This window comes from Flammeovirga pectinis, from assembly GCF_003970675.1.
Taxonomy (GTDB): Bacteria; Bacteroidota; Bacteroidia; order Cytophagales; family Flammeovirgaceae; genus Flammeovirga; species Flammeovirga pectinis.
The window spans coordinates 678,338-698,735 of record NZ_CP034562.1; the positions used below are offsets into that span (position 1 = coordinate 678,338).

19 protein-coding genes are annotated in these 20,398 nt (G+C 31.0%); 6 read left to right on the forward strand and 13 right to left on the reverse strand.

Annotation, left to right across the window (positions count from 1 at the left end):
- Positions 1–10: 10 nt before the first annotated feature.
- The 5 genes from EI427_RS02750 to abc-f all read right to left on the reverse strand — a co-directional run bounded on the left by EI427_RS02750 (position 11) and on the right by abc-f (position 5,031).
- A complete protein-coding gene (locus tag EI427_RS02750) occupies positions 11–682 on the reverse strand; it encodes an SDR family NAD(P)-dependent oxidoreductase (protein ID WP_126611368.1) in 672 nt (223 codons plus the stop codon).
- A gap of 54 nt (positions 683–736) precedes the next feature.
- Entirely contained in the window at positions 737–1,321 is a 585-nt protein-coding gene (locus tag EI427_RS02755) for a DUF3267 domain-containing protein (RefSeq protein WP_126611370.1), read from the reverse strand.
- 45 nt (positions 1,322–1,366) lie between these two features.
- A complete protein-coding gene (locus EI427_RS02760) occupies positions 1,367–2,464 on the reverse strand; it encodes an SMP-30/gluconolactonase/LRE family protein (protein ID WP_170178376.1) in 1,098 nt (365 codons plus the stop codon).
- A gap of 78 nt (positions 2,465–2,542) precedes the next feature.
- Positions 2,543–3,124 carry a Crp/Fnr family transcriptional regulator gene (locus EI427_RS02765; RefSeq protein WP_126611374.1) on the reverse strand — a complete coding sequence of 194 codons (582 nt, stop codon included), beginning with the start codon at positions 3,122–3,124 and terminating at the stop codon, positions 2,543–2,545.
- A gap of 317 nt (positions 3,125–3,441) precedes the next feature.
- On the reverse strand, positions 3,442–5,031 hold the full coding sequence (abc-f, locus tag EI427_RS02770; RefSeq protein ID WP_126611376.1) for a ribosomal protection-like ABC-F family protein: 1,590 nt from the start codon (positions 5,029–5,031) through the stop codon (positions 3,442–3,444).
- A 212-nt stretch (positions 5,032–5,243) separates the two neighbouring features.
- Between abc-f and EI427_RS02775 the strand changes: the two genes are divergently transcribed.
- Positions 5,244–5,612 carry a DUF1801 domain-containing protein gene (locus tag EI427_RS02775; RefSeq protein ID WP_126611378.1) on the forward strand — a complete coding sequence of 123 codons (369 nt, stop codon included), beginning with the start codon at positions 5,244–5,246 and terminating at the stop codon, positions 5,610–5,612.
- A gap of 74 nt (positions 5,613–5,686) precedes the next feature.
- Here the strand turns inward: EI427_RS02775 and EI427_RS02780 are convergent, their stop codons facing one another.
- Positions 5,687–6,961, reverse strand: a complete 1,275-nt coding sequence (locus tag EI427_RS02780) for a glycosyl hydrolase family 28-related protein (RefSeq protein ID WP_126611380.1) — start codon at positions 6,959–6,961, stop codon at positions 5,687–5,689.
- A gap of 291 nt (positions 6,962–7,252) precedes the next feature.
- On the opposite strand from EI427_RS02780, the gene EI427_RS02785 reads away from it, so the two are divergent.
- Positions 7,253–7,711, forward strand: coding sequence for a DUF4920 domain-containing protein (locus EI427_RS02785; protein ID WP_126611382.1), 459 nt, complete (start codon positions 7,253–7,255; stop codon positions 7,709–7,711).
- A 1-nt stretch (position 7,712) separates the two neighbouring features.
- On the forward strand, positions 7,713–8,150 hold the full coding sequence (locus EI427_RS02790) for a hypothetical protein (RefSeq protein WP_126611385.1): 438 nt from the start codon (positions 7,713–7,715) through the stop codon (positions 8,148–8,150).
- A gap of 45 nt (positions 8,151–8,195) precedes the next feature.
- On the opposite strand, the gene EI427_RS02795 is transcribed toward EI427_RS02790, so the two are convergent.
- The 5 genes from EI427_RS02795 to EI427_RS02815 form a co-directional block, all read right to left on the reverse strand.
- Positions 8,196–9,692: a T9SS type A sorting domain-containing protein gene (locus tag EI427_RS02795; RefSeq protein WP_126611387.1), complete on the reverse strand. Its 1,497-nt coding sequence runs from the start codon at positions 9,690–9,692 to the stop codon at positions 8,196–8,198.
- A gap of 249 nt (positions 9,693–9,941) precedes the next feature.
- The gene (locus EI427_RS02800; protein ID WP_170178377.1) at positions 9,942–12,404 is read right to left on the reverse strand and encodes a T9SS type A sorting domain-containing protein; all 2,463 of its coding nucleotides are present in this window, start codon (positions 12,402–12,404) and stop codon (positions 9,942–9,944) included.
- A 211-nt stretch (positions 12,405–12,615) separates the two neighbouring features.
- Positions 12,616–14,250 carry a ubiquitin family protein gene (locus EI427_RS02805; protein ID WP_126611393.1) on the reverse strand — a complete coding sequence of 545 codons (1,635 nt, stop codon included), beginning with the start codon at positions 14,248–14,250 and terminating at the stop codon, positions 12,616–12,618.
- Positions 14,251–14,379: 129 nt separating this feature from the next.
- Positions 14,380–14,730 carry a DUF6984 family protein gene (locus EI427_RS02810; RefSeq protein WP_126611395.1) on the reverse strand — a complete coding sequence of 117 codons (351 nt, stop codon included), beginning with the start codon at positions 14,728–14,730 and terminating at the stop codon, positions 14,380–14,382.
- 2 nt (positions 14,731–14,732) lie between these two features.
- Positions 14,733–15,275: a dihydrofolate reductase family protein gene (locus EI427_RS02815; protein WP_126611397.1), complete on the reverse strand. Its 543-nt coding sequence runs from the start codon at positions 15,273–15,275 to the stop codon at positions 14,733–14,735.
- Between the two features lie 153 nt (positions 15,276–15,428).
- On the opposite strand from EI427_RS02815, the gene EI427_RS02820 reads away from it, so the two are divergent.
- Positions 15,429–17,063, forward strand: coding sequence for an ABC-F family ATP-binding cassette domain-containing protein (locus EI427_RS02820; protein ID WP_126611399.1), 1,635 nt, complete (start codon positions 15,429–15,431; stop codon positions 17,061–17,063).
- A gap of 73 nt (positions 17,064–17,136) precedes the next feature.
- On the opposite strand, the gene EI427_RS02825 is transcribed toward EI427_RS02820, so the two are convergent.
- Together EI427_RS02825 and EI427_RS02830 are read right to left on the reverse strand one after the other, a co-directional pair.
- Positions 17,137–17,670 (reverse strand): YceI family protein, encoded by a 534-nt coding sequence (locus tag EI427_RS02825; protein WP_126611401.1) that lies wholly within the window; start codon positions 17,668–17,670, stop codon positions 17,137–17,139.
- An 8-nt stretch (positions 17,671–17,678) separates the two neighbouring features.
- On the reverse strand, positions 17,679–18,356 hold the full coding sequence (locus tag EI427_RS02830; protein WP_126611403.1) for a hypothetical protein: 678 nt from the start codon (positions 18,354–18,356) through the stop codon (positions 17,679–17,681).
- Positions 18,357–18,577: 221 nt separating this feature from the next.
- Here EI427_RS02830 and EI427_RS02835 point away from each other — a divergent pair, with 221 nt between their 5' ends.
- Complete coding sequence (locus tag EI427_RS02835) at positions 18,578–18,805, forward strand: hypothetical protein (protein ID WP_126611405.1); 228 nt, start codon at positions 18,578–18,580, stop codon at positions 18,803–18,805.
- A gap of 166 nt (positions 18,806–18,971) precedes the next feature.
- Positions 18,972–20,348 (forward strand): glutamate decarboxylase, encoded by a 1,377-nt coding sequence (locus EI427_RS02840; RefSeq protein ID WP_126611407.1) that lies wholly within the window; start codon positions 18,972–18,974, stop codon positions 20,346–20,348.
- Positions 20,349–20,398 lie beyond the last annotated feature (50 nt).

Consider the following 20,398-nt stretch of genomic DNA (forward strand, 5'->3'; position numbering starts at 1 on the left):
ATATATTATTTTACCGAAGTATTGCTATAGCTAGTTGATATAAAACATTTCCCCCTTTCTCTGCAGAAGACCAATGGTGCCCGTAAGCTTCTTTTACCATATTGGTATTTAGTAGTGAACCTGGATTTACAGCAATGGTAATAATATCTTTTTCTTGTGCCGCTAAATGAAAACTCCACATTGTTAGAGCAAGTTTACTTTGTGCGTAGGTGTCATTTTCAGATTGGTTATTTTTACCAAGTAATGTATCTAAATTTATAGGAGACTGAGCTGCAGAACTAAGATTAATAATTCTAGGTGCATTACTTTTTTTAAGTACAGGTAATAATTCTTGCGTTAATAAATAAGGGGCAAGAAAGTTTACAGTAAAACGTAAATCTAGACCTTGACTATTATGTGTTGTAGCACTTTTAAAAACTCCAGCATTGTTGATTAATACATCTAGAATTGGAACAGTTTTTTGTATTTCATCTGCCATATTTTTAACAGCCCCTAAATCAGATAAATCGGCAATAAAACCGGATATATTTTCATTCTTTGTTTCTCTTTTAACCTCCGCAACTGTAGCAGCAAGTTTTTCTGGATTTCTACCATGTAAATAAATATGGAACCCCTCTTGTGCTAATTTTATAGCTGCTATTTTACCAATGCCATCTGTACTACCTGTTATTAGAATATTCATGTTGAATTTATTGAAGATAAGAAGAGAATTATTTTTATTGAAAAAAATCAGATATTACGAGATGTAATAATAAGTCATCCTTGTTTGTTTAACATCTTTAGTAGCTACATTATCAATTCCATGAAGCAGTAGAAAATTAACTGCAGCTATATCACCTCCACAACTAATAATATGAAAACAGAAGAGTGATAAATAAGCATTTAAATGTGTAGTGTCAAGTATCATTAAACCAAGCAAAATTACTCCAATTACAAAAAGAGGGAGAAGTGCTATAAAAGCTAACTGTTTGCCCGTAACTATATGGTTATCTGATGCAGCATAAAAAAGGAATTTCTTAATTTCGTGACCAAAATACACATTTCTTGCCCCACAAATTATATATGCTATACCATGAATTAACTCATGAATAATAATAAGAAAAGGAATACAGAGTAAACCCAAACCTACCATAAATAAAGAAAATTCGGGGTTTGCATTTGATAGGAATAATTGCAGAAAACTATACCCAATCATTATACAGAAAATTATAAGTATGCCGATAGTAATACCATTAAACGCTTTTGTTAAAAGAGTCTTTTGTCTTAACTGTTCAATAAAAAACTCTTTTAACTCATGGTGGGGTATTTCTAATGTTTTCATATTTTCACTGCTCTTTTTACAAGTAAAAATACCCTTTTTAAAACTCTAAAACACTTTATTTTTATCTAAATGATATTTCCCGATGTATTCTATAATATCACCTCCAATGTATAAAGTATTGTTATACTCTTTCACAGCTCCAGCCTCTGGAATAATTTCACCTGTTGTATCATAAAGAGCAGAAAGTACTTTTCCTTCTTCAGAAAGATTGAGAATTATACCATACAATTCTTGTTTTGGCTGTAGGAATTCAGGTAAAGAATAGACAAACTTTTTCATGCCTTTATGTGCTTGTATTCCATCTAAAGCATCATTTCTTTTTGTAGAAAAGCCTACCCAAAAACTACCATCTTTACGTATCGAGATTCCATTTGGAAAACCAGGGAGATTATCAATTAATATTTCAGTTTCTCCAGTTTTTGAACCTTTCAACCAATATTTAAGAATTCGATATTTTGTAGTTTCTGTCATTAAAATAAAGTCTTCATTTTTAGAAAGTACTACTCCATTTCCAAAATAAGTACCATCAATTAAGGTAGTAATTTGAGCTGTTTTTGGGTTGTACTTATAAAGACCTCCGTTGTGTTTAATTTCTAAAATTAATTTTCGACCGTAGGGGATAGTATATGGTGAAGTGTAAGAAGTATTAGAAAAATAGATCATGCCATCTTTTGCTATATCTAATCCATTTGGTATTAAAAAAGGTCTTTCTTTTTCATCTTTTGTTGCAAGTATCGTTACTTCTTTATTGGGTGTAATACGTATTAAACCTTCTTTATGACTTAATGCTATTAAATTACTATCAGCATCAAAGTGTAAGCCAGCAACCCAACTTCCTGCATTGTAATAGACTTCTACATTATTTTGAGGAGTAATTTTAAGAATTTTCCCATCACTAAAATCATCTGTTGCTTTATGTACACCACAGTATAAGTTGCCTTTAGCATCAAAAATTATATCTTCTGGACCACACCAACCGTTCAGTTCAATTTGGGTAGAAGATTGTAATTTGTCATTTAAAGAATATTGATTCTCTAAAATTGGTTTAGTAGGTGGTTGCCATGCAGCGGGGTGTAACGCACAAGCCTGAAAGAGTAGATTGATAAATAACGAAAATGTAATTTTACTAACTTGATGTCTCATAATTTTTGTGTTTAAAAGTAGAAGACAAAGTTGAGACATGTACTTTTTAAACTCGTTTACATAGGTAAATAAATCAGGCTATTTGATACTTTTTGAGAGTTTATTTCTTAAACGACTTAGTTGAGTGGCAGAGATTCCAAGGTAAGAAGCAATATGATATTGTGGTATCTTCTGCTCTAAATCTGGGAACTTTTCTCTAAAAATTAAATACCTTTCAGTAGCATCTTTTAAAGCCATTTCTAATTCTTTTTCTTCTTTTTCTAAGAAATAATATTCTGCTATTTTTCTTCCTAAACGTTCAAGATCATGGTATTTACTGTACTTCTTTTCTAACGCTTTAAAACTAACAACCCAAAGAGTACAATCAGTAATTGCCTGTTGTGGAATTTTATTAATTTTTCCTGTTAACAAAGATGTGTATGCCCCAATTAGGGAAGGGGCAACAAAGAATTGTTTATTGTATTCTTTCGCTGCTTTATTTGTAAAAAAAGCTCGAACACAGCCTTTTTCTAAGAAACCTATTTCTGTTGCTTTAATGTGCTCTTTAACAAAATAATGATGTTTGGGTAATTCTCTTTTCTGGAATAAAGGAGCAATTTCTAACCATGTTTCTGTAGAAATTGGAGATATAGCATTAAAATGATTTCTAATAAAATCCATAATCAAAAAGTAGAAAAAGTTACGTTAGTTATCGTTTTTTAAAAGTACTTTAATTATAAACCATAGTATTCATTATTTCAAAAAATACAGAGATTTCAAACAATTCTTTATATACAAAAACACCTTCACATCAATAATGTGAAGGTGTTCCATAACTAAAATTTTCTGTTACTATAACTTAAAGCTTATAACAAACTTCTTCTTCTGTTATCAAGACAAAGAAGTAAGGTAGGTCGACAAAAAATAATGTGTTTTTTGTTATGAAATTTGATAACTGTAAGGTTTTCAGAGAGTAAAATAGGGAACTATTTATTAGATTAATTTAAATCAATGGTACGTTCAATATTTATTTTTTCTAAAAATGAGGTATCATGAGAAACCACCAACAATGTTCCTTGATATTCAAGGATAGCGGCCGTTAAAATTTCTATATTTTGGATATCAAGATTATTGGTGGGTTCGTCTAGTATAATTATATCAGGAGCAGTTGTATTTACAGTTAAAGAACATAACATTAAACGCATTCTTTCACCTCCGCTTAGTGCACTACAAGGTTTATCCCATTCTTCTTTGGGAAATAAAAACCTGTTTAACCGAATCTTAATTTCGTGCTCTAGTAATGCCGAAGAATTATGTTTCTGAACTTGTTCGTAAACAGTAAGCGTGGTATCAATTAAAGAATAATCTTGATCTATATAAACTGCATTATTTTGTGTTTGTTTTATTGTACCAATTGATGTAGCTAGACTACCTAAAATTAATTTAATTAAAGTAGTTTTTCCTGTTCCATTATTTCCTTTTATAGCAATACGATCTCCACTATTTATTTCGAATGATAAAGGGTTTTTCCAAAGTGATCTATCTGTATATTTAAAGTTGATCGTACTTGCCATAAATATCACTTTTCCTTTATGTAATGAGGATTGATTAAAACCAAATTTCATCTTATCTATACTAGAAACAGCATTACGTAAAGTGTGTAAATCTTTTGATATACCGCCAATCTTCTCTTGGTGTACACCATTAAGTTTTGAAGAACTATTCTCTGCATCATTCTTCATTTTATTCATCATTACTTTTGGTACTCCAGATTTTATATTTTTCTTTTTACCTCTAGCATCAACTTTTTCTTTTCTTTCTCTTGTTTCTCGTTCTTTATCTTTGGCTTTTCGAAGTGCCTTTTCTGTGTTCTGAATACTAGAATTTAAGGCATTTTTTTCTATTTCTTTTTGTGATTTATAGAAATCATAATTCCCTCCATAAATAGAAATTCCACTTGGAGAGAGTTCATAAGTTGTGTCTATTAAATTGAGTAATTTTCTATCATGACTTACCACAATCATAGTACTTTTACTCTTTTCGATAAAATTGTAAAGTAGTTTTCTACCAGTACTATCCATATGATTACTGGGTTCGTCGAGAATAAAAAATGAGGGTTGATGAATTAAAATACCAGCAAGGAAAACTTTAGTTTTTTGGCCACCACTAAGTGAAAATAATTTTTGCGATAAATCTAAATCAAATAATTGCCAATATTCTAAAGCCTCTTTACAGCGTTCTTCTATTGTCCAATCATCGTTTAAAATAGCATAATTTTCTTCTGATATATCTCCATTTAAAATTTGAGATAAGGCATTTAATTTATCTTCTATTTTTAGTGCTTGAGCAATTGTAAGATGGTTGAATTGCCCGAATATTTGAGGAACATAATAGGGCGGGTTTTCTACTTTTAACGTTCCACTTGAAGGAATTAATTCTCCTGAAATTATTTTTAAAAGAGTAGATTTTCCACTACCATTATTACCAATTAAAGCAATTTTTGTAGAGGTATTAATAGTGAAATTTAGATGTTGGAATAATACATCTTTATTAGGATGTAAATAGGAGAGTTCTTGTATACTAAGCATGTGTATTCTTTCTAGGATATTAAAAATTAGGAATATCAAAGTGATATTGATTTCAATGGCTATTAAAAGAATTTAGTATTACATTTTTCTTGAGATTAATTAGGTTTGTGATCTACAAATATACAAGTAAAACTATAAAGTAAAGTAAAAGTAGATAGATTATAAACTACTGAAATGATTTTATTACTTTGCTAAGACAAACAAAAATTATAATGGACAACTCAGATCACTATTACTTATCTAAAGAGGAACCAATACAAGGCTGTATTTTAGCTCTAAAAGAAATTATTATGCAACAAGATAACGAGGTAGTTCATGCCATTAAATGGGGTATACCGAGTTTTAGTTTTAGAGGTAAAAACTTCTGTTTTATTAGTATTGATAAAAAGACAAAATGGCCTTATTTATTATTTCATGAAGGTTTACTATTACAGCACCCTGAGTTAGAGCAAAAAGATAGAAAGTTGATGAAATCATTTAGTATGAATCCGAATGAAGATCTCCCGTTAGAAACTATTGAACTACTAATAAACAGTGCATTGGATTTATATAAAAGCGGACAAGTGAAAACTAAAAAATAATAAATCACATCATTCAATATGTTTATGAATGATGTGATTTATCATGGTCTCAATACCTTTTTAATTGCTAGTAGCTATTTCATTTTTTTACCATCAGGGCATGTTTTAATAGCATCCGATTCTATTAAAATGTCTTTATCTAAATTTGAAAACCCTGTTCCTGAAACATTCGTAATTTCTACATTAAAATAACCAGCACCACTTCCTTTAGCTGCATTTACAATAGGAGAGATAGAAGGCGCTGTATAACTTTCTCCGTCGGGATTAAATGATGAAGCAATTAATGTTCTTTCTTTACAAGGCATGTATTTAAAATGCTTACTCTTTACTTGTGCAGTTTTACCATACGTTGCCGTTACATTAGAAATTTTAGATGTACTATCATAAGTGCCAGGAGTTAAACCTGCTTTTTTTTGATCTTTTGTAGTATATCCTTTCCCAATTCTTACTGCAAAACCAGAATTAATAGCTGTAACTCCATCCACTTCAAAATAACCATTTGTTATTGTGTGCGGAGAAATCATTAAAGTAGCATTTGCATTTTTAGAAGAAAGATTTTTTGCATAAACATCAAAGTTGCCACCAACTTTTAATTTGTTCATTTTCTTATAACCAGTTTCTAAACGTAACGTAACACCACCTTCTCCACTCAAGTTTTTATAATACACATGTTCTGATGCTTGAGATTGAATAAGCCCATAACCATAATGTGCTTTTGTAATAGTACAGTTTTTAATTACACCATTTGTTGGTTTAAAATACTGGTTTTTATATTCAGCATAGCCTAAAGTAATGGCAGAAAACCTAGTGTTATCATCTAGTACTTTAATTCCAGAAATCAAGAAGTTCTCTACATTAGAAAGTGTAATAACTGCAACACTTTTGTTTATTACATTTTGGAGGTCTACGGTAAAAAAGTTCTTTGTACTACGGATACTTACATTTTTGATCGTTCCCTTTTTTCCTCCAAACAAAAAGACTTTATAATTTTTAGTGTCATTTGTTGGTGTCGGAATAATTGTAGCATGTTCATCAATTACTAGATGAACATTAGATTTTAACTCAATATTTTTGAAGTAATATGTACCTTTTGGAATAAAAATCTCTCCACCTTTTTTCAAAGAGGTCATATCATTAATTGCTTTTTGTAGTTTTGGCGTATCGTCATTCGTATCAGTATTATTTGTTCCGTAATCTTCTACTAGATCAACTTTTTTACTGACCTCTTTACTCTTGTCAATATAAAAATCAGCTTCTTTTTGTGCAAAAATTGACGTTGTACCACACAGTAATACTATCAAAAATGATAGTACTTTTTTTGTCTCAAGTAATCTTTCAATACGTTTCATTCGTTGTTAATTTTTGCAATACTAGTAATCACCAAAAAGTGTATTGCTTTATGTAAAATTGTTATTTATTATTTGAAAGGTCTCTTTTATTTTTTGAATAAAAAAGAAGGATAGAGATGTTTCTTTTTCTAATTATTCTGAAAGACGAAGTTTGTACTTGTGGCTACAAACTCAATAAACATCTTTTTGATATAGAACTTGTTGTAACTCATTAAAAAAAGAATGAAGAGTAGTTATTTTTAGACTAGATTAGATAATTTTGATACTAATACTAATCAACTATTATTTAACATGAAATTATTATCAACAATCTTACTCTGTATTCTCTTTATCTCTTGCTCAGAAAAAAAAGAAATTTCTATGTATGGAGCACCTTTTGATATCGAAAATGCAGTAGCTTCAAAAACGATTATTAATCAATTGGCTAGCCAAGATACAATTGCAATAAAAGTAAAAGGCCAAATAGATGGTGTTTGTCAGAAAAAAGGCTGCTGGTTAACTATGCCTATGGATGACGGAACAGAATTGTTTGTGAAATTTAAAGATTACAAATTTTTTGTACCAATGGATTCTGAAGGTAAAGATGTAATTTTAGAAGGTGTAGCTAAAAAAGAAGTGATAGATGTTGCTACTTTAAAACATTACGCTGAAGATGCGGGTAAAACTCCAGAAGAGGTAGCTAAAATTACGACTCCAGAAGTGAAGTATACTTTTATGGCCAACGGTGTTGCTGTTGTTGATCAATTATAATATGAGACTTAGCTTTTTATTACTGATGTCTTATACATTGCTACTTTTTGGTTGTCAAGCTGAACAGACAAAAAGTAAAGAAGTAGTAACTATACAATATCCTAATGGAGGTTCAGAATTAGCGTGGTTAATGCGTAATGCTTCTGATAAAATGGAAGAGCAAAAAGCGGCTATTCTAGAAGGGAAATCCATTAATTTAATACCACTTGATGTAAACCATATTTTAAGTGCCAACCCTACAGAAAGTGGAAAAAACACTTCAGAAGTTTATATAAAGATGGCCGATAGGTTTTTATTACACATCAATAAATTGGACAGTATACCTTTAGAAGGGCAGATAAAGTATTATAATCAGACGGTGGCACAATGTGCTAATTGTCATGAAACACAATGTCCTGGTCCTCTCGTTAGAATCAAGAAATTGTATATTGAAGAATAAAAAATGCTTCATCAATTTAAAAACTGATGAAGCATTTTTTCTTTTTTACTTAATTATAACCTTGTGTGTTTCGTTATTGATTCGGATAAAATAAATACCAGAATTGTACTTCGATAGATCAATTGTAGAATTTAAATTAACTCCTTGTTCTATTATTTGCCCGTTACTATTTCTAATAACAATAGTATTCAATGTATTATCACCTAAGTTTTTTATGTATACCATGCCATTTGATGGGTTAGGATAAACACTGATTTGGTTTACTACTTCTTCATCTATGTTTCTAGCATTGCTAGTTCCAGAACAAGTATCACTATCATTTTCAAAAAGAATATTTTTAGACAAGTTTTTAAAACCACTTCCACTAACATTTTGAAGAGTTACATTATAATAGCCTTGACCATTACCTTCTGCAGCATTTAATACAGGAGCAATAGCAGGAGCTGTGTAAGATTCTCCATCGGGATTGTAATCATCGGCTATTAAACCTCTTTCAGCACAAGGCATGTATTTAAAATGCTTGGCTTTTACTTGTGCTGTTTTACCATAGGTAGCTTTAATATTTGTGACTTTAGAAGTACTAGCAAAGTAGCCTGGTTTTAAACCCAATACAGCCTGATCTTTAGTGGTATACCCATTACCAATTCTAACAGCAAAACCGGAATTTATTGCCGTTACATCATCAATTTCTACATGTCCATTTTTTATAGCATGAGGTGAAATCATTACTGTAGCATTTCCATTTTTAGAAGAGATTTTTTTACCGTAGATATCAAAATTACCTCCAACTTGTAGTGCATTCATTTTGCTATAACCAGTTTCTAACCGTAGGGTAACTCCACCAGAACCACTAATGTTTTTAAAGAAAACATTCTTTGCCGCTTGAGATTGTACAAGACCATATCCGTAATGTGCATTACTTATATGGCAGTTTCTTACAACTCCATTTCTAGGTTTATAGTATTTGTTTTCAAAAGTAGAATACCCAAAAGTAATTGCAGAGAACTTTGTATTGTTATCAATTACTTTCATTCCAGAAATATAAAAGTTATCCACATTAAGAAGCGTGATTACTGCAACATTGGGATTTCTTACTTTACTAAGATCAACAATAAACTTTTTATTTGTACTTCTAATACTTATGCTGCCAACAGTAGCTTTATTCCCTCCAAAAGTAAACACTTTGTAGTTCTTGTCATTTCCTGGATCTTGCGGAATAATAACTGTATTTTCTTCTATTACTAAGTGAATATTAGATTTCAGTTCAATGTTACTAAGGTAATACGTTCCTTTTTTAAGCGTTATTTTCCCTCTTTTACCCGCCTTAGCAATATCATCAATTGCTTTTTGAAGTAGCGGACTGTCATCTTTAGTATCTGAGTTATTTACACCATAATCAGCTACTAAATCTATAGTAACGTTCACATTATTAATCTTTTCCTCATAGAAGTCAGCTTCTACTTGTGCATAACTTAGCTGAAATAATCCGCTAATAAGTAATAAAAATAACGTAGCGGTATAGATAGTATTTGTTCTTTTCATTAGAATAATAATTCATAGTAAGTCTATAACAACTTGCATTGTTAAGACAATAGTTCATTTCAATTTTGTTAGTGCTGCACTGTTTTGTACATCTTTATACTTTATTTTTTAATAAAATGTAAAGAGTACGCTTTTGTATACAGAGCTAAGGTGTTGAAAAAAAACTAACGAAAAGAAATGAGTTCTATAGTATCTCAGTCTAATGTATGTGTAAAGACTAAATTTGTACAGTTAACTACATTTTTAGATTTATTGAATACTTATTTTTTTAATTATCTGTGTTGTACCAACTTGAATTTTTAAGAAATAAATACCCTTTTGTGTACTGTTTAATTTCCACTTTATGGTTGATGAACTAGGAGAGAACCTTTCTTTTTGAATAAGAACTCCATTAATGTTGATAAGTGCTAGATGAATATCATTTTCACTTTTTTGTTGAAATGAGATGTTGATAATTCCTTCTTGTTGAATAGGGTTAGGATAACAATTTACACTTATCAAATTTTGATTTACCACCCCAAATTGTATTGATTTAGTAGCAAAAGTTTCGCTTTTACCATCAAAATCTACTTGAGTTAAACGGTAATAGTTATTGCCAATAGCAAGGTGCTCATCAATAAAACTATAATCAAGTTGTACATTAGAATTACCCGCACCATTTATTTGGTTGATATTTTTCCAATTTCTACCATCAGTAGAATGTTCAATTAAGAAATAATCATTATTTGTTTCAGAAGCTGTACTCCACTCTAATAAAGCATTTTGTTTTTGTAACGATACATCAAAATTTATAAGAGATACAGGAAGATTAAAAAAAGCAAAGTCTTCGTCTTGTGGAATATATAAAAGATCTTCTGAGATAGGATTTTTAGAGAATTCTTCAATTCTAATATCACCAATGTAACAAAAATCACCAGCAGCCCTTGTTGCCGTAATTGTTATTTTTCCTTCGTTATTAGGATAAACTAAACTTGATGAGTACAGACCTAAGTTTCCATAAACATGCCCAATTGTTCCAATTGATGTTCCTGAAGTTTGAAGTTGACCTACTGAAGTGTTTGCTCCAACAATTGTATACTCCGTTATGCGGTCTTCATTAATAGAAGAACGAGTAGCAAAAATATTAAACCTGTAGCCTTTATTTACATCTAAATTATTTACTTCTACTTCCACATAATCAGAAACTCCGGCAGCCGCATAGGCATAATCTGTTGTTGCAGAATTAATGGCTAAATTACTTATTCCACTTGAAAGAGTAGCATCTGCCATTCCTCCATCTAAACCAAAGCCACCTCTGTTATAATCAAGACCAATTGATGTGGAAACATTTTCTGTAGAAGTTAATGTTATATTTTTTTGAAGTAGAGTGATATTGTTCCAATAATTATTGTTGACGTCAGGACTAGATGTTTCTTCTAAATCTCCAAAATCAACAAGAAAATCTTGTTCAGATGTTTCAGCACTATATTCTTCTAGTTTGATTGCATTAATATTGATTTGTCCACTTGCAATTGCGGCAGTAAACGTAATTGTATTCCCATTATCTGGAAAAATGTAATCTGTTGTATAAACATCAAGATTACCATTTAAATACCCTGTTGTTCCAATAGTAGCTGTAGAAGAAGATTGGAATTGTCCATTAGTACTTGTAGCTCCACTAATAGTTATTTCTGTACTATTATCAGCTGCTATATTTCTTGAACCGAAAATTTTAAAACGATATGCTTTAGAAGTGTCTAAGTTGGTGAAATCTATAGTAATATCTCCAGAAGTTCTGATGGCATAATCAGATGTTGCATCGTTGATGGCCAAGTCTTCTAAATCGTTTCCTAAAGATGCATCACTTAAACCCGAAGTAGTACCTAGACCCCAACCACTTGTAATATTCATCTGATAAGATGTAGATGAGCCATCTGATTTTAATAAATTATTTATGGGATCATTTGAATAGTTTGATGTATTCCAAGTGTTTCCGTTAGCATCGGCTCCTACAATTTCTGTAGTTCCAAAATCAATTAAAAAAGAAGAAGAAGGAGAAATTGCTGTATATTCTACTAAACGAGCAGCTCCTAAATATGTAAAAGCACCTGTTGTATATTTTCCTGCCAATGTAATATTTCCAGAAGCATCTGGTTGAATAGCGTCTGTATTGTAAAGAGAAAGGTTACCATCAGGGTGTGAAGAAGTTCCAATTCCTGTTCCAGATGTTTGTAAAGAACCAACCGAAGAAGTAGCACCAGAAAATGTAAATTCTGATGTTCTTGTATCTGATGCATCTCTAGTACCAAAGACATTTAATCTGTAATATTTATCAGGATCTAAATTTGAAAAGATGATTTCTACACCATTGGAAATACCAGAGTAAATATAATCTGATGTTGCTGCATTTTCAGCAAGATTACCTAAACCAGTGCTTAAACTAGCATCTGATAAAGCACCATTGCTTCCAAAAAATCCTTCCGTCATTTCTATGTTATATAAGGAGGCTGTACCAGAAGAATTACTTATAGTTTGAGGAATATTATCTAAAGTGATATTATTCCAGTTTCCACTAGTTTGGGTTACGTCTCCAAAGTCTACTAAAAATTCTTGTTCCCATTGGAAACCACTTGGTATTTGAGCCTCTGATATATTTACAATAAATAGGATAAGACAGAAGATGTATTTAACACAGAGTGTAAAAGTAGAAGATAGTTGTAGTAAATCTTTCATTTCTTTCATAGCTGTAATAGATAGTATTGGCTAATTTTGATTAATCAAATTTATCTAATTGTACTACTGATAGAGTGGAGATTTTTTTATTTTAGGTGGAATTTTATGATCCTTTATTGATCAAAAAAATAAAGGTGGAATTATTGGTAATAATGGTGTTTAAATAGGACATTCTGTTATTTAACATGTTGTTTTTCAATACTAAAGTAGTTTAGTTTACAATAATTCTATTGATACGCTGATGATATCCGTGGAAGATTTTTAGTATATAGATCCCATTTTCTACACTGTAAGGTATTTTGAAACTTGCAACATATCCATCTACGATATCAGCTGTGACAAATACTTCCTTAACTATTTTTGCGTTACTACTTATTAGTTGTATTGTTAGTTTAGATTCTTCTATGGTGCCTCTTATTTCTAAACGAATTAATCCCCCTGGTTTTACAACCGTAGGATATGTTCTAATTGTTAAATCATCATTTTCATTTTTAAATACTACAGGCCCATATATAGTCGAACTATTGTCAAAATCAAATTGTATTAAACGGTAATAATCTCCAGAAAATAATGTGTCTAAATATTCATAATTTACAGGAGTATTAATATTTCCTGCTCCACGTAGTGTATCAAGAAATTGCCACATTTTATTATCGTTAGAATATTCAATAGAGAAGTAATCACAATTTATTTCTGATAGCGTTTTCCATATTAATAAGTTTCCATTATCAGCTTTTTGTCCAACAAAATAGGATAACTCAACAGGTAGGTCTTCAGAATTATTTATCTTTTCACAGAGTTGATAATTTTTAGATGATTCATAACATTTCGCATCTCTAATTATGCAACTGTTTTCATTTGTGTTAAAAATAAAATTTCCTTGATTCTGAATTTTTAGACTATTATTACAAGAAAGAATAATATCACCTTGAATTTCTAACTGACCAGATTTTTCTAAGTTTATTGTTTCACCACCGAATATATCAAAGGTTTCTTTTACCAACATATTGCCACCAATAGTAAAGTAACCACCACCACCATTTTTTGAGATGATATTACTGCCATAAACGACATTACTTCCTTCTATTAAAGTTACTTTTTCATTTCCGTTAATATAATAATTTCCCTCTACAGTTAAATTTCCTGAGATTGTAAAAACGGCACCACCTCCACCTTTAGAATCTAGTGTTTTACCAATTGACAAACTCCCATTATCAAGAATTGTAAATTTCTCGTTTCCATTAATTTCTAAAGCCTCTTTAATAGTAAAGTTTCCATCAATAGTATAAGTAGACCCTCCGCCATTTGTAGCGTAGAAATTCCCTTCTATTGTGAGCATTCCACCATTCTGTACAGAGATTAAGTTATTACTGTTTTTTAAGGTAAAATCTTCATTAATGATTAGACTTCCGGAAACGGTAACAGTACTTTTATTTCCTTTTAATAATAGACTGGTATTAGAGGTTAAAGTACCTAGAACGGTTATTTGAGTTTTAGGTGTGAAAGTCCCGAAATTTATTGTGGCATTTCCATCTACACCAATATTATAATGAGCATTGTTTCTGCTGTTATCAAAAGTAAGCAGTGTAGATATTTCATCTAAATTGAAATGAATACCTAAGGTTGTGATTTTATACTGTCCTCCTTCTGTAAAAGTAATATGATCGTTATTTTTTGGATATTTATGGGTAGCATTTCCACTTACCTTTTGCCAATTATTAGTGTCTTCCCATTCTTGTATAGTAGCAAAGTTTTCCTGTAAAGGTCTAAATGTATTTTGTGCTTGTGCTATATATGTTAGGCATAGAAAAAGAGTAAATTGTAGTAGAAGTAGTGGTCTTTTCATGGTAGAAGTGAATTAGGTTTCTACTTAAGTTACAAAAGACAAAATAAAATCTCCTTTATTTCTTAGTTATTCACTATTAAAACAAAGGAGATTTCAACTTATTGTAATTGATACAAAACTATATTTTTTTTAGATAAAACCGTTTTTATCTGCAATGGCCACTTTATCAGGTGTTGGGTATTGGAGTAATTTAGAGAAATCTTTTTTCCAGAAATCTAGATCTAAAATCTCATTATTTATATTTTTAGTTAATGTAATTACAACAGGAACTTCGTCAGTGTCTATATAAACAACTTGAACAATATCGCCACCGTAAGCTGCTTTTTCTGGAGGAGTAAAGTTTATACTTCCCATTTTTCCACCTTCATATTCATCTACCATTGTCGGTAAATCAAAATCAGTAGGGGTTTCTCCAGCCAACTGTAATAAGTGGTTGGCTAATATTAATTCTTCTTCTTTAACTAATCTTCTTTCAGCCATTATTAGTTTCTTTTTCTTTTAAAATGTGATTGTACAATTTGGCCTAGGTAAACTTTACTTTCAACAAGTTCAAAATCTTGTCTTTTATTCATAGACGTAAATAATGGTATTCCTTCTCCAAGTAAAACAGGGATTGTTGTAAGGCATAAATCGTCTACTAAATCTTCTTTAAGAAAACTTTGTATTGTTTTTCCTCCATCTAAATAAAGATTTTTAAATCCTTTTTGATGAATTGTATCTAGTACCTCATTTAATGTTCCATTTACAATAAATACTTTATCTTCATAGCCTTCTGGAACTTCTTTTAAAGTAGTACTCAATACAAATACAGGCTTAGAATAGGGCCAATCTATCCCAAAGCCAAGTACTGTTTCAAAAGTGTTTTTTCCCATTAATAAAGCATCAACAGATGTATTAAAATCTATGTAGCCCATATCATCACCTTCAGGATTTGGAGTTTCATTTAACCAATCAATTCCGCCATTTTTATCAGCAATAAATCCATCTAAACTTGTAGCGATAAATACTTTATTTCTTGTTTCCATAGGTTGATACGTATAGATTGTAAATTTCACGAAAGATAGAAATAAACTAATGGAAGAACCAAGTTGGTAGTATAATAAAATATAACTCTGTACAGCAAAGCAAGAGTGCTTCTACATTTTTTTGTAGCTTTGTACCTTCAAATAAAAAAGCATATGATATCAGTTGATAATTTAGGAGTAGAATTTAGTGGAGCAACACTTTTTAGTGGCGTTTCTTTTGTGGTAAACCCTACAGATAAAATTGCCTTAATGGGTAAAAATGGCGCGGGTAAATCCACTTTAATGAAAATAGTAGCAGGTGTACAAAAACCTACTACAGGTAAAGTATCTGCACCAAAAGATGCAGTTATTGCCTACTTGCCTCAGCATTTATTAACTGAAGACGATTGTACTGTTTTTGAAGAAACTGCTAAGGCATTTAAACAGATCTTCCAGATGCGAGATGAGATGGAAGAACTCAATAAAGCATTAGAGACTAGAACAGATTACGAAAGTGCCGAATACATGGGCATTATTGAAAAAGTAACTGATTTAGGAGAAAAATTCTATGCTTTAGAAGAAATAAACTACGATGCAGAAGTAGAAAAAGCATTAAAAGGTTTAGGCTTTAAGCAAGAAGATTTTCAACGCCAAACAAGTGAGTTTAGTGGAGGTTGGAGAATGCGTATTGAATTGGCTAAAATTTTATTACAAAAGCCAGATCTTATTTTACTAGATGAGCCTACCAACCATATTGATATTGAATCTGTAATTTGGTTAGAAGACTTTTTGGTAAATAAAGCCGATGCTGTAATGGTTATCTCTCATGATAGAGCATTTATTGATAACATTACAAACCGTACTATTGAAGTGACAATGGGACGTATTTACGATTATAAAGCCAATTATTCTAAGTATTTAGAATTACGAGAAGACCGTAGAGCACACCAAGTAAAAGCATACAACGAACAACAAAAAATGATTGCGGATAATAGAGCATTCATTGATCGTTTTAAAGGAACATATTCTAAAACAAATCAGGTTTCTTCTAGAGAAAGAATGCTTGAAAAGTTAGATATTATAGAAATAGATGAGGTAGATACTTCAGCATTAAAGCTTCGTTTTCCTCCAGCTCCTCGTTCTGGAGAATTTCCGGTTACAGTTTCTGAAGTAACAAAGAAATATGAAGAGCAAGTGGTATTTAAAGATGCAAGCCTGTCTATTAGAAAAGGAGAAAAGGTATCTTTTGTTGGTAGAAATGGCGAAGGTAAATCTACCATGATTAAAGCTATTTTGAATGAGATAGATGTTGATGGTAAATGTGAATTAGGACACAATGTTAGTGTTGGTTACTTTGCTCAAAATCAAGCATCTTTATTAGATGAGTCTTTAACGATTTTCCAAACGGTAGATGAGGTAGCTAAAGGTGATATCAGAAAGCAGATTAATAACATCTTAGGGGGCTTTATGTTCCAAGGAGAAGACGTTGATAAAAAAGTAAGTGTTCTTTCTGGAGGAGAAAAAACTCGTCTAGCAATGGTGAAATTACTTTTAGAACCTATCAACTTGTTAATTCTTGATGAACCGACAAACCATTTGGACCTTAAATCAAAGGATGTTTTAAAAGAAGCATTAAAAGATTTTGACGGAACATTAATATTGGTTTCTCACGATAGAGATTTCTTACAGGGATTATCAGAGAAAGTATTCGAATTTAAAGAACAAAGAGTTATTGAGCATTTCGAATCAATTGATGCTTTCTTAGAAAGAAATAGAATAAAAAGTATTGCTGATATTAACTTGAAGTAATTTTTTTTTCAGAAAAAGAAGAAGGTCACTAATAAAATTGGTGACCTTTTTTGATTGATATGGAACTTAATTATTATTCCTTTAACACGCATTTAATTTCTATTTTTACCTCGTTACCCACTGTAAAAGTTCCAGTGTCTTCGCCAAGGTTAAAATCAAGTCTGTTAATTTTTAACTGACCTGTAAATGAGTTTTTATCTTTATTAAAATCAATAGTTACAGCTTTTGTAACGCCATGTAAAGTAAGTTTACCATTGCTTTCATAGCCGTTATCAGTTTTTCGAATCTCATTAGAAACAAAACATATTGAAGGGAATTTTTCAACATTAAAAAAGTCCTCATTTCTTAAATGTTCATCTCTTTTTTCATTATCTGTATATATTGATTCTGCTGATATGCAAACATTAAATTTTGAGGAATTTAGATTTTCTGCATTAAAATTAATTTCCCCATCCATCTCTTTGAATGTGCCCTCAACAGTGTTGACTTTAAAATTACTAATAGTAAAAGCTACTTTAGAAAGTGTTTGATCTATATTTTGAGCTGTAACTAAAGACAGAGTATTAAATAAAAATGGAATTAGATATAGGACTATTTTTTTTGCCATAATATTATTTATTTTAGGTTATATCTAGCACCTACAATTAAACCATTACTAATACCTCTATATCTTTTATTTCCTTGTTGTAATTCTGTAGGAGTTGAATATTCTGTAAAAGTACTTGCAAAGCCTACTCGTGCAGACCATTTTTTATTAAAGTGATATTGTGCGTAAAATTCTGATTTTAACATGCCAATATCATTTGCTCCAATTAATAACGCAGAAACATTATTAGAAGAAACTGTAGTATTTTGATCTACACCATTACCTGTATAAACAGCATCGTGCTCAGGTCCAAATGTATACCCGATAACATCTATATTCATTCCTACTTCAAATTTTCCTTTAAATAGATAGCTAACAGAAAAATATAAAGCAAGGTTCATTTGGCTTGGAGAGTTGATGGTTACTGTATCTTGTTTACTAGCTTCTCCAAAGTATTCTGGAGGAGCAGAATAAAATTCTTTACTACCAGTTGTGAATCCAGAAAAGCGCAGACCTGTACCTAAAATAAAGTTTCTATTTTTACCAATACCCCAAGAATGGCCATAAGCAAGAGAGCCAACAAAATCAGTTCCTACCTGTACAGAACCATCTAAATAGACATACTTTTTCGTAGGAGTAACATCGTCCTGAGCAAATATTAATGTAGATGAAACGAATAAGATTAAGAGTGTTAGAATGTTTTTCATTTTAATTTTATAATTAGTTTTTCAAAAAAGTTACTCATTAGACGTACATGCTTTTTGGAACTGACAATTATTTTGAAAAAAAATAAAGAAAAGTAAATAGTCTTTTTTGAATACGTAAAATAATTATAACCTTAAAGCCAAATAACTAAGACCATATTATCTTCTAGTCTAGAGTATTTTTTTTATCTTCGAGCAAAGGATTAATTATTCAATTTTCAAGAATGCGTAAAACAAACAAAAGATATTTTGGGGCAAAGATTGCTTCAGAGGCAAATAGTTTCATTGGCAAGTCAATAGATATTATACTTAAAAATGGACAAAGTTACCATGGAGTCGTAAAAAGTGTAACAGAGAATAGTTACGCACTTACTGATGGCTTGGCAGGGAAACACTTGTTAGAGTTTTCATTAATAGATGAAATTATAGAAACTGTAGATGCAAAATATTAATCTTGTTGCAAGCATTTAAGTTAGTAATTAACCCATTCATTTAACTTTTTTTACAAAAAATACTTTTCCTTTAATTTATTCTAGAAACAATTAGGTAACATTGAAACTATTTTAACTTTACCTCGTTATTATACCTAACATTATTTAAAACAGAATTCAATCTATCATGATTACTAAAAAGAAAATAACCGACCCGAACGCAAAACATAATAATATTCGCTCAATTAGAAATAAAGTGAGTGTTCCAAAATACGAGCTTCCTCAAAGTGAAATGGACGCCAATGAAGCGTATAATATTATACATAATGAATTAATGTTAGATGGTAATGCACGTTTAAATCTAGCGACTTTTGTTACCACTTGGATGGAGCCAGAAGCTGAGAAACTAATGGCAGAGACATTCGATAAAAATATGATAGATAAAGATGAATATCCTCAAACAGCAATGTTAGAAGAGAGGTGTATCAATATCATATCAAGATTATTTAATGCACCCGAAGAAGAAGATACAACAGGTTCTTCTGCTATAGGATCTAGTGAAGCTGTAATGCTAGCTGGTATGGCGTTTAAAAGAAAATGGAGAGATCGTCAAAAAGCTGCAGGGAAATCTACAGAAAATCCAAACTTAGTTCTTGGTACTAATGTTCAAGTTGTTTGGGAGAAATTCTGTAGATATTGGGATGTTGAACCAAGATTCATTCCAATGAAAGAAGGTAAATATGTAATTACTGCTGATGAAGTAGTAGCTGCAATTGACGAAAATACAATAGGAGTTGTCGCAATTTTAGGAACAACATTTACAGGCGAATTTGAACCTATTGAGTCGATCCATGACGCAATGGTTAAAAATAATGCAGCCAAAGGATTTGTAACTCCTTTACATATAGATGCAGCAAGTGGAGGTTTTGTAGCTCCATTTATACACCCTGATTTAAAATGGGATTTTAGATTACCATTAGTGAAATCGATCAATGTTTCTGGGCATAAATATGGTCTAGTTTACCCTGGTGTAGGTTGGGTTGTGTGGAGAGATAAATCTGAACTACCAGAAGATTTGATTTTTCATGTAAATTATTTAGGTGGTGATATGCCAACTTTTACATTGAATTTCTCTAGACCGGGTAATCAAATTGTTGGACAGTACTATAATTTTATACGTTTAGGCCGTGATGGATATACCCAAGTGATGACGGAATTACGTGATATTGCTATGCGATTATCTAGTGGAATAGAAAAACTTGGTCACTTTGAATTATTGAGTGATGGAAGTTCAATTCCCGTTTTTGCATTTAGCGTATTGCCTGGGGCTAATTTTACTGTGTATGATATGTCGAGTAGGCTAAGAGAAAGAGGTTGGTTAGTTCCTGCCTATACTATGCCTGCAGAAATTGAAGATAAAGCAGTACTTAGAATTGTAATAAGAGAGGGCTTTAATAGTGATATGGGAGAAATGCTCTTAGAAGATATTAAGAATGCTGCAGATATGTTTACGTCTAAAGGATATAGAGAAAAACGTACATCAGGTAGTAGCTTTGCGCACTAAAAAATATATTGAATAATGCATATTCATTTTCATGAACTGACATCCAGAAA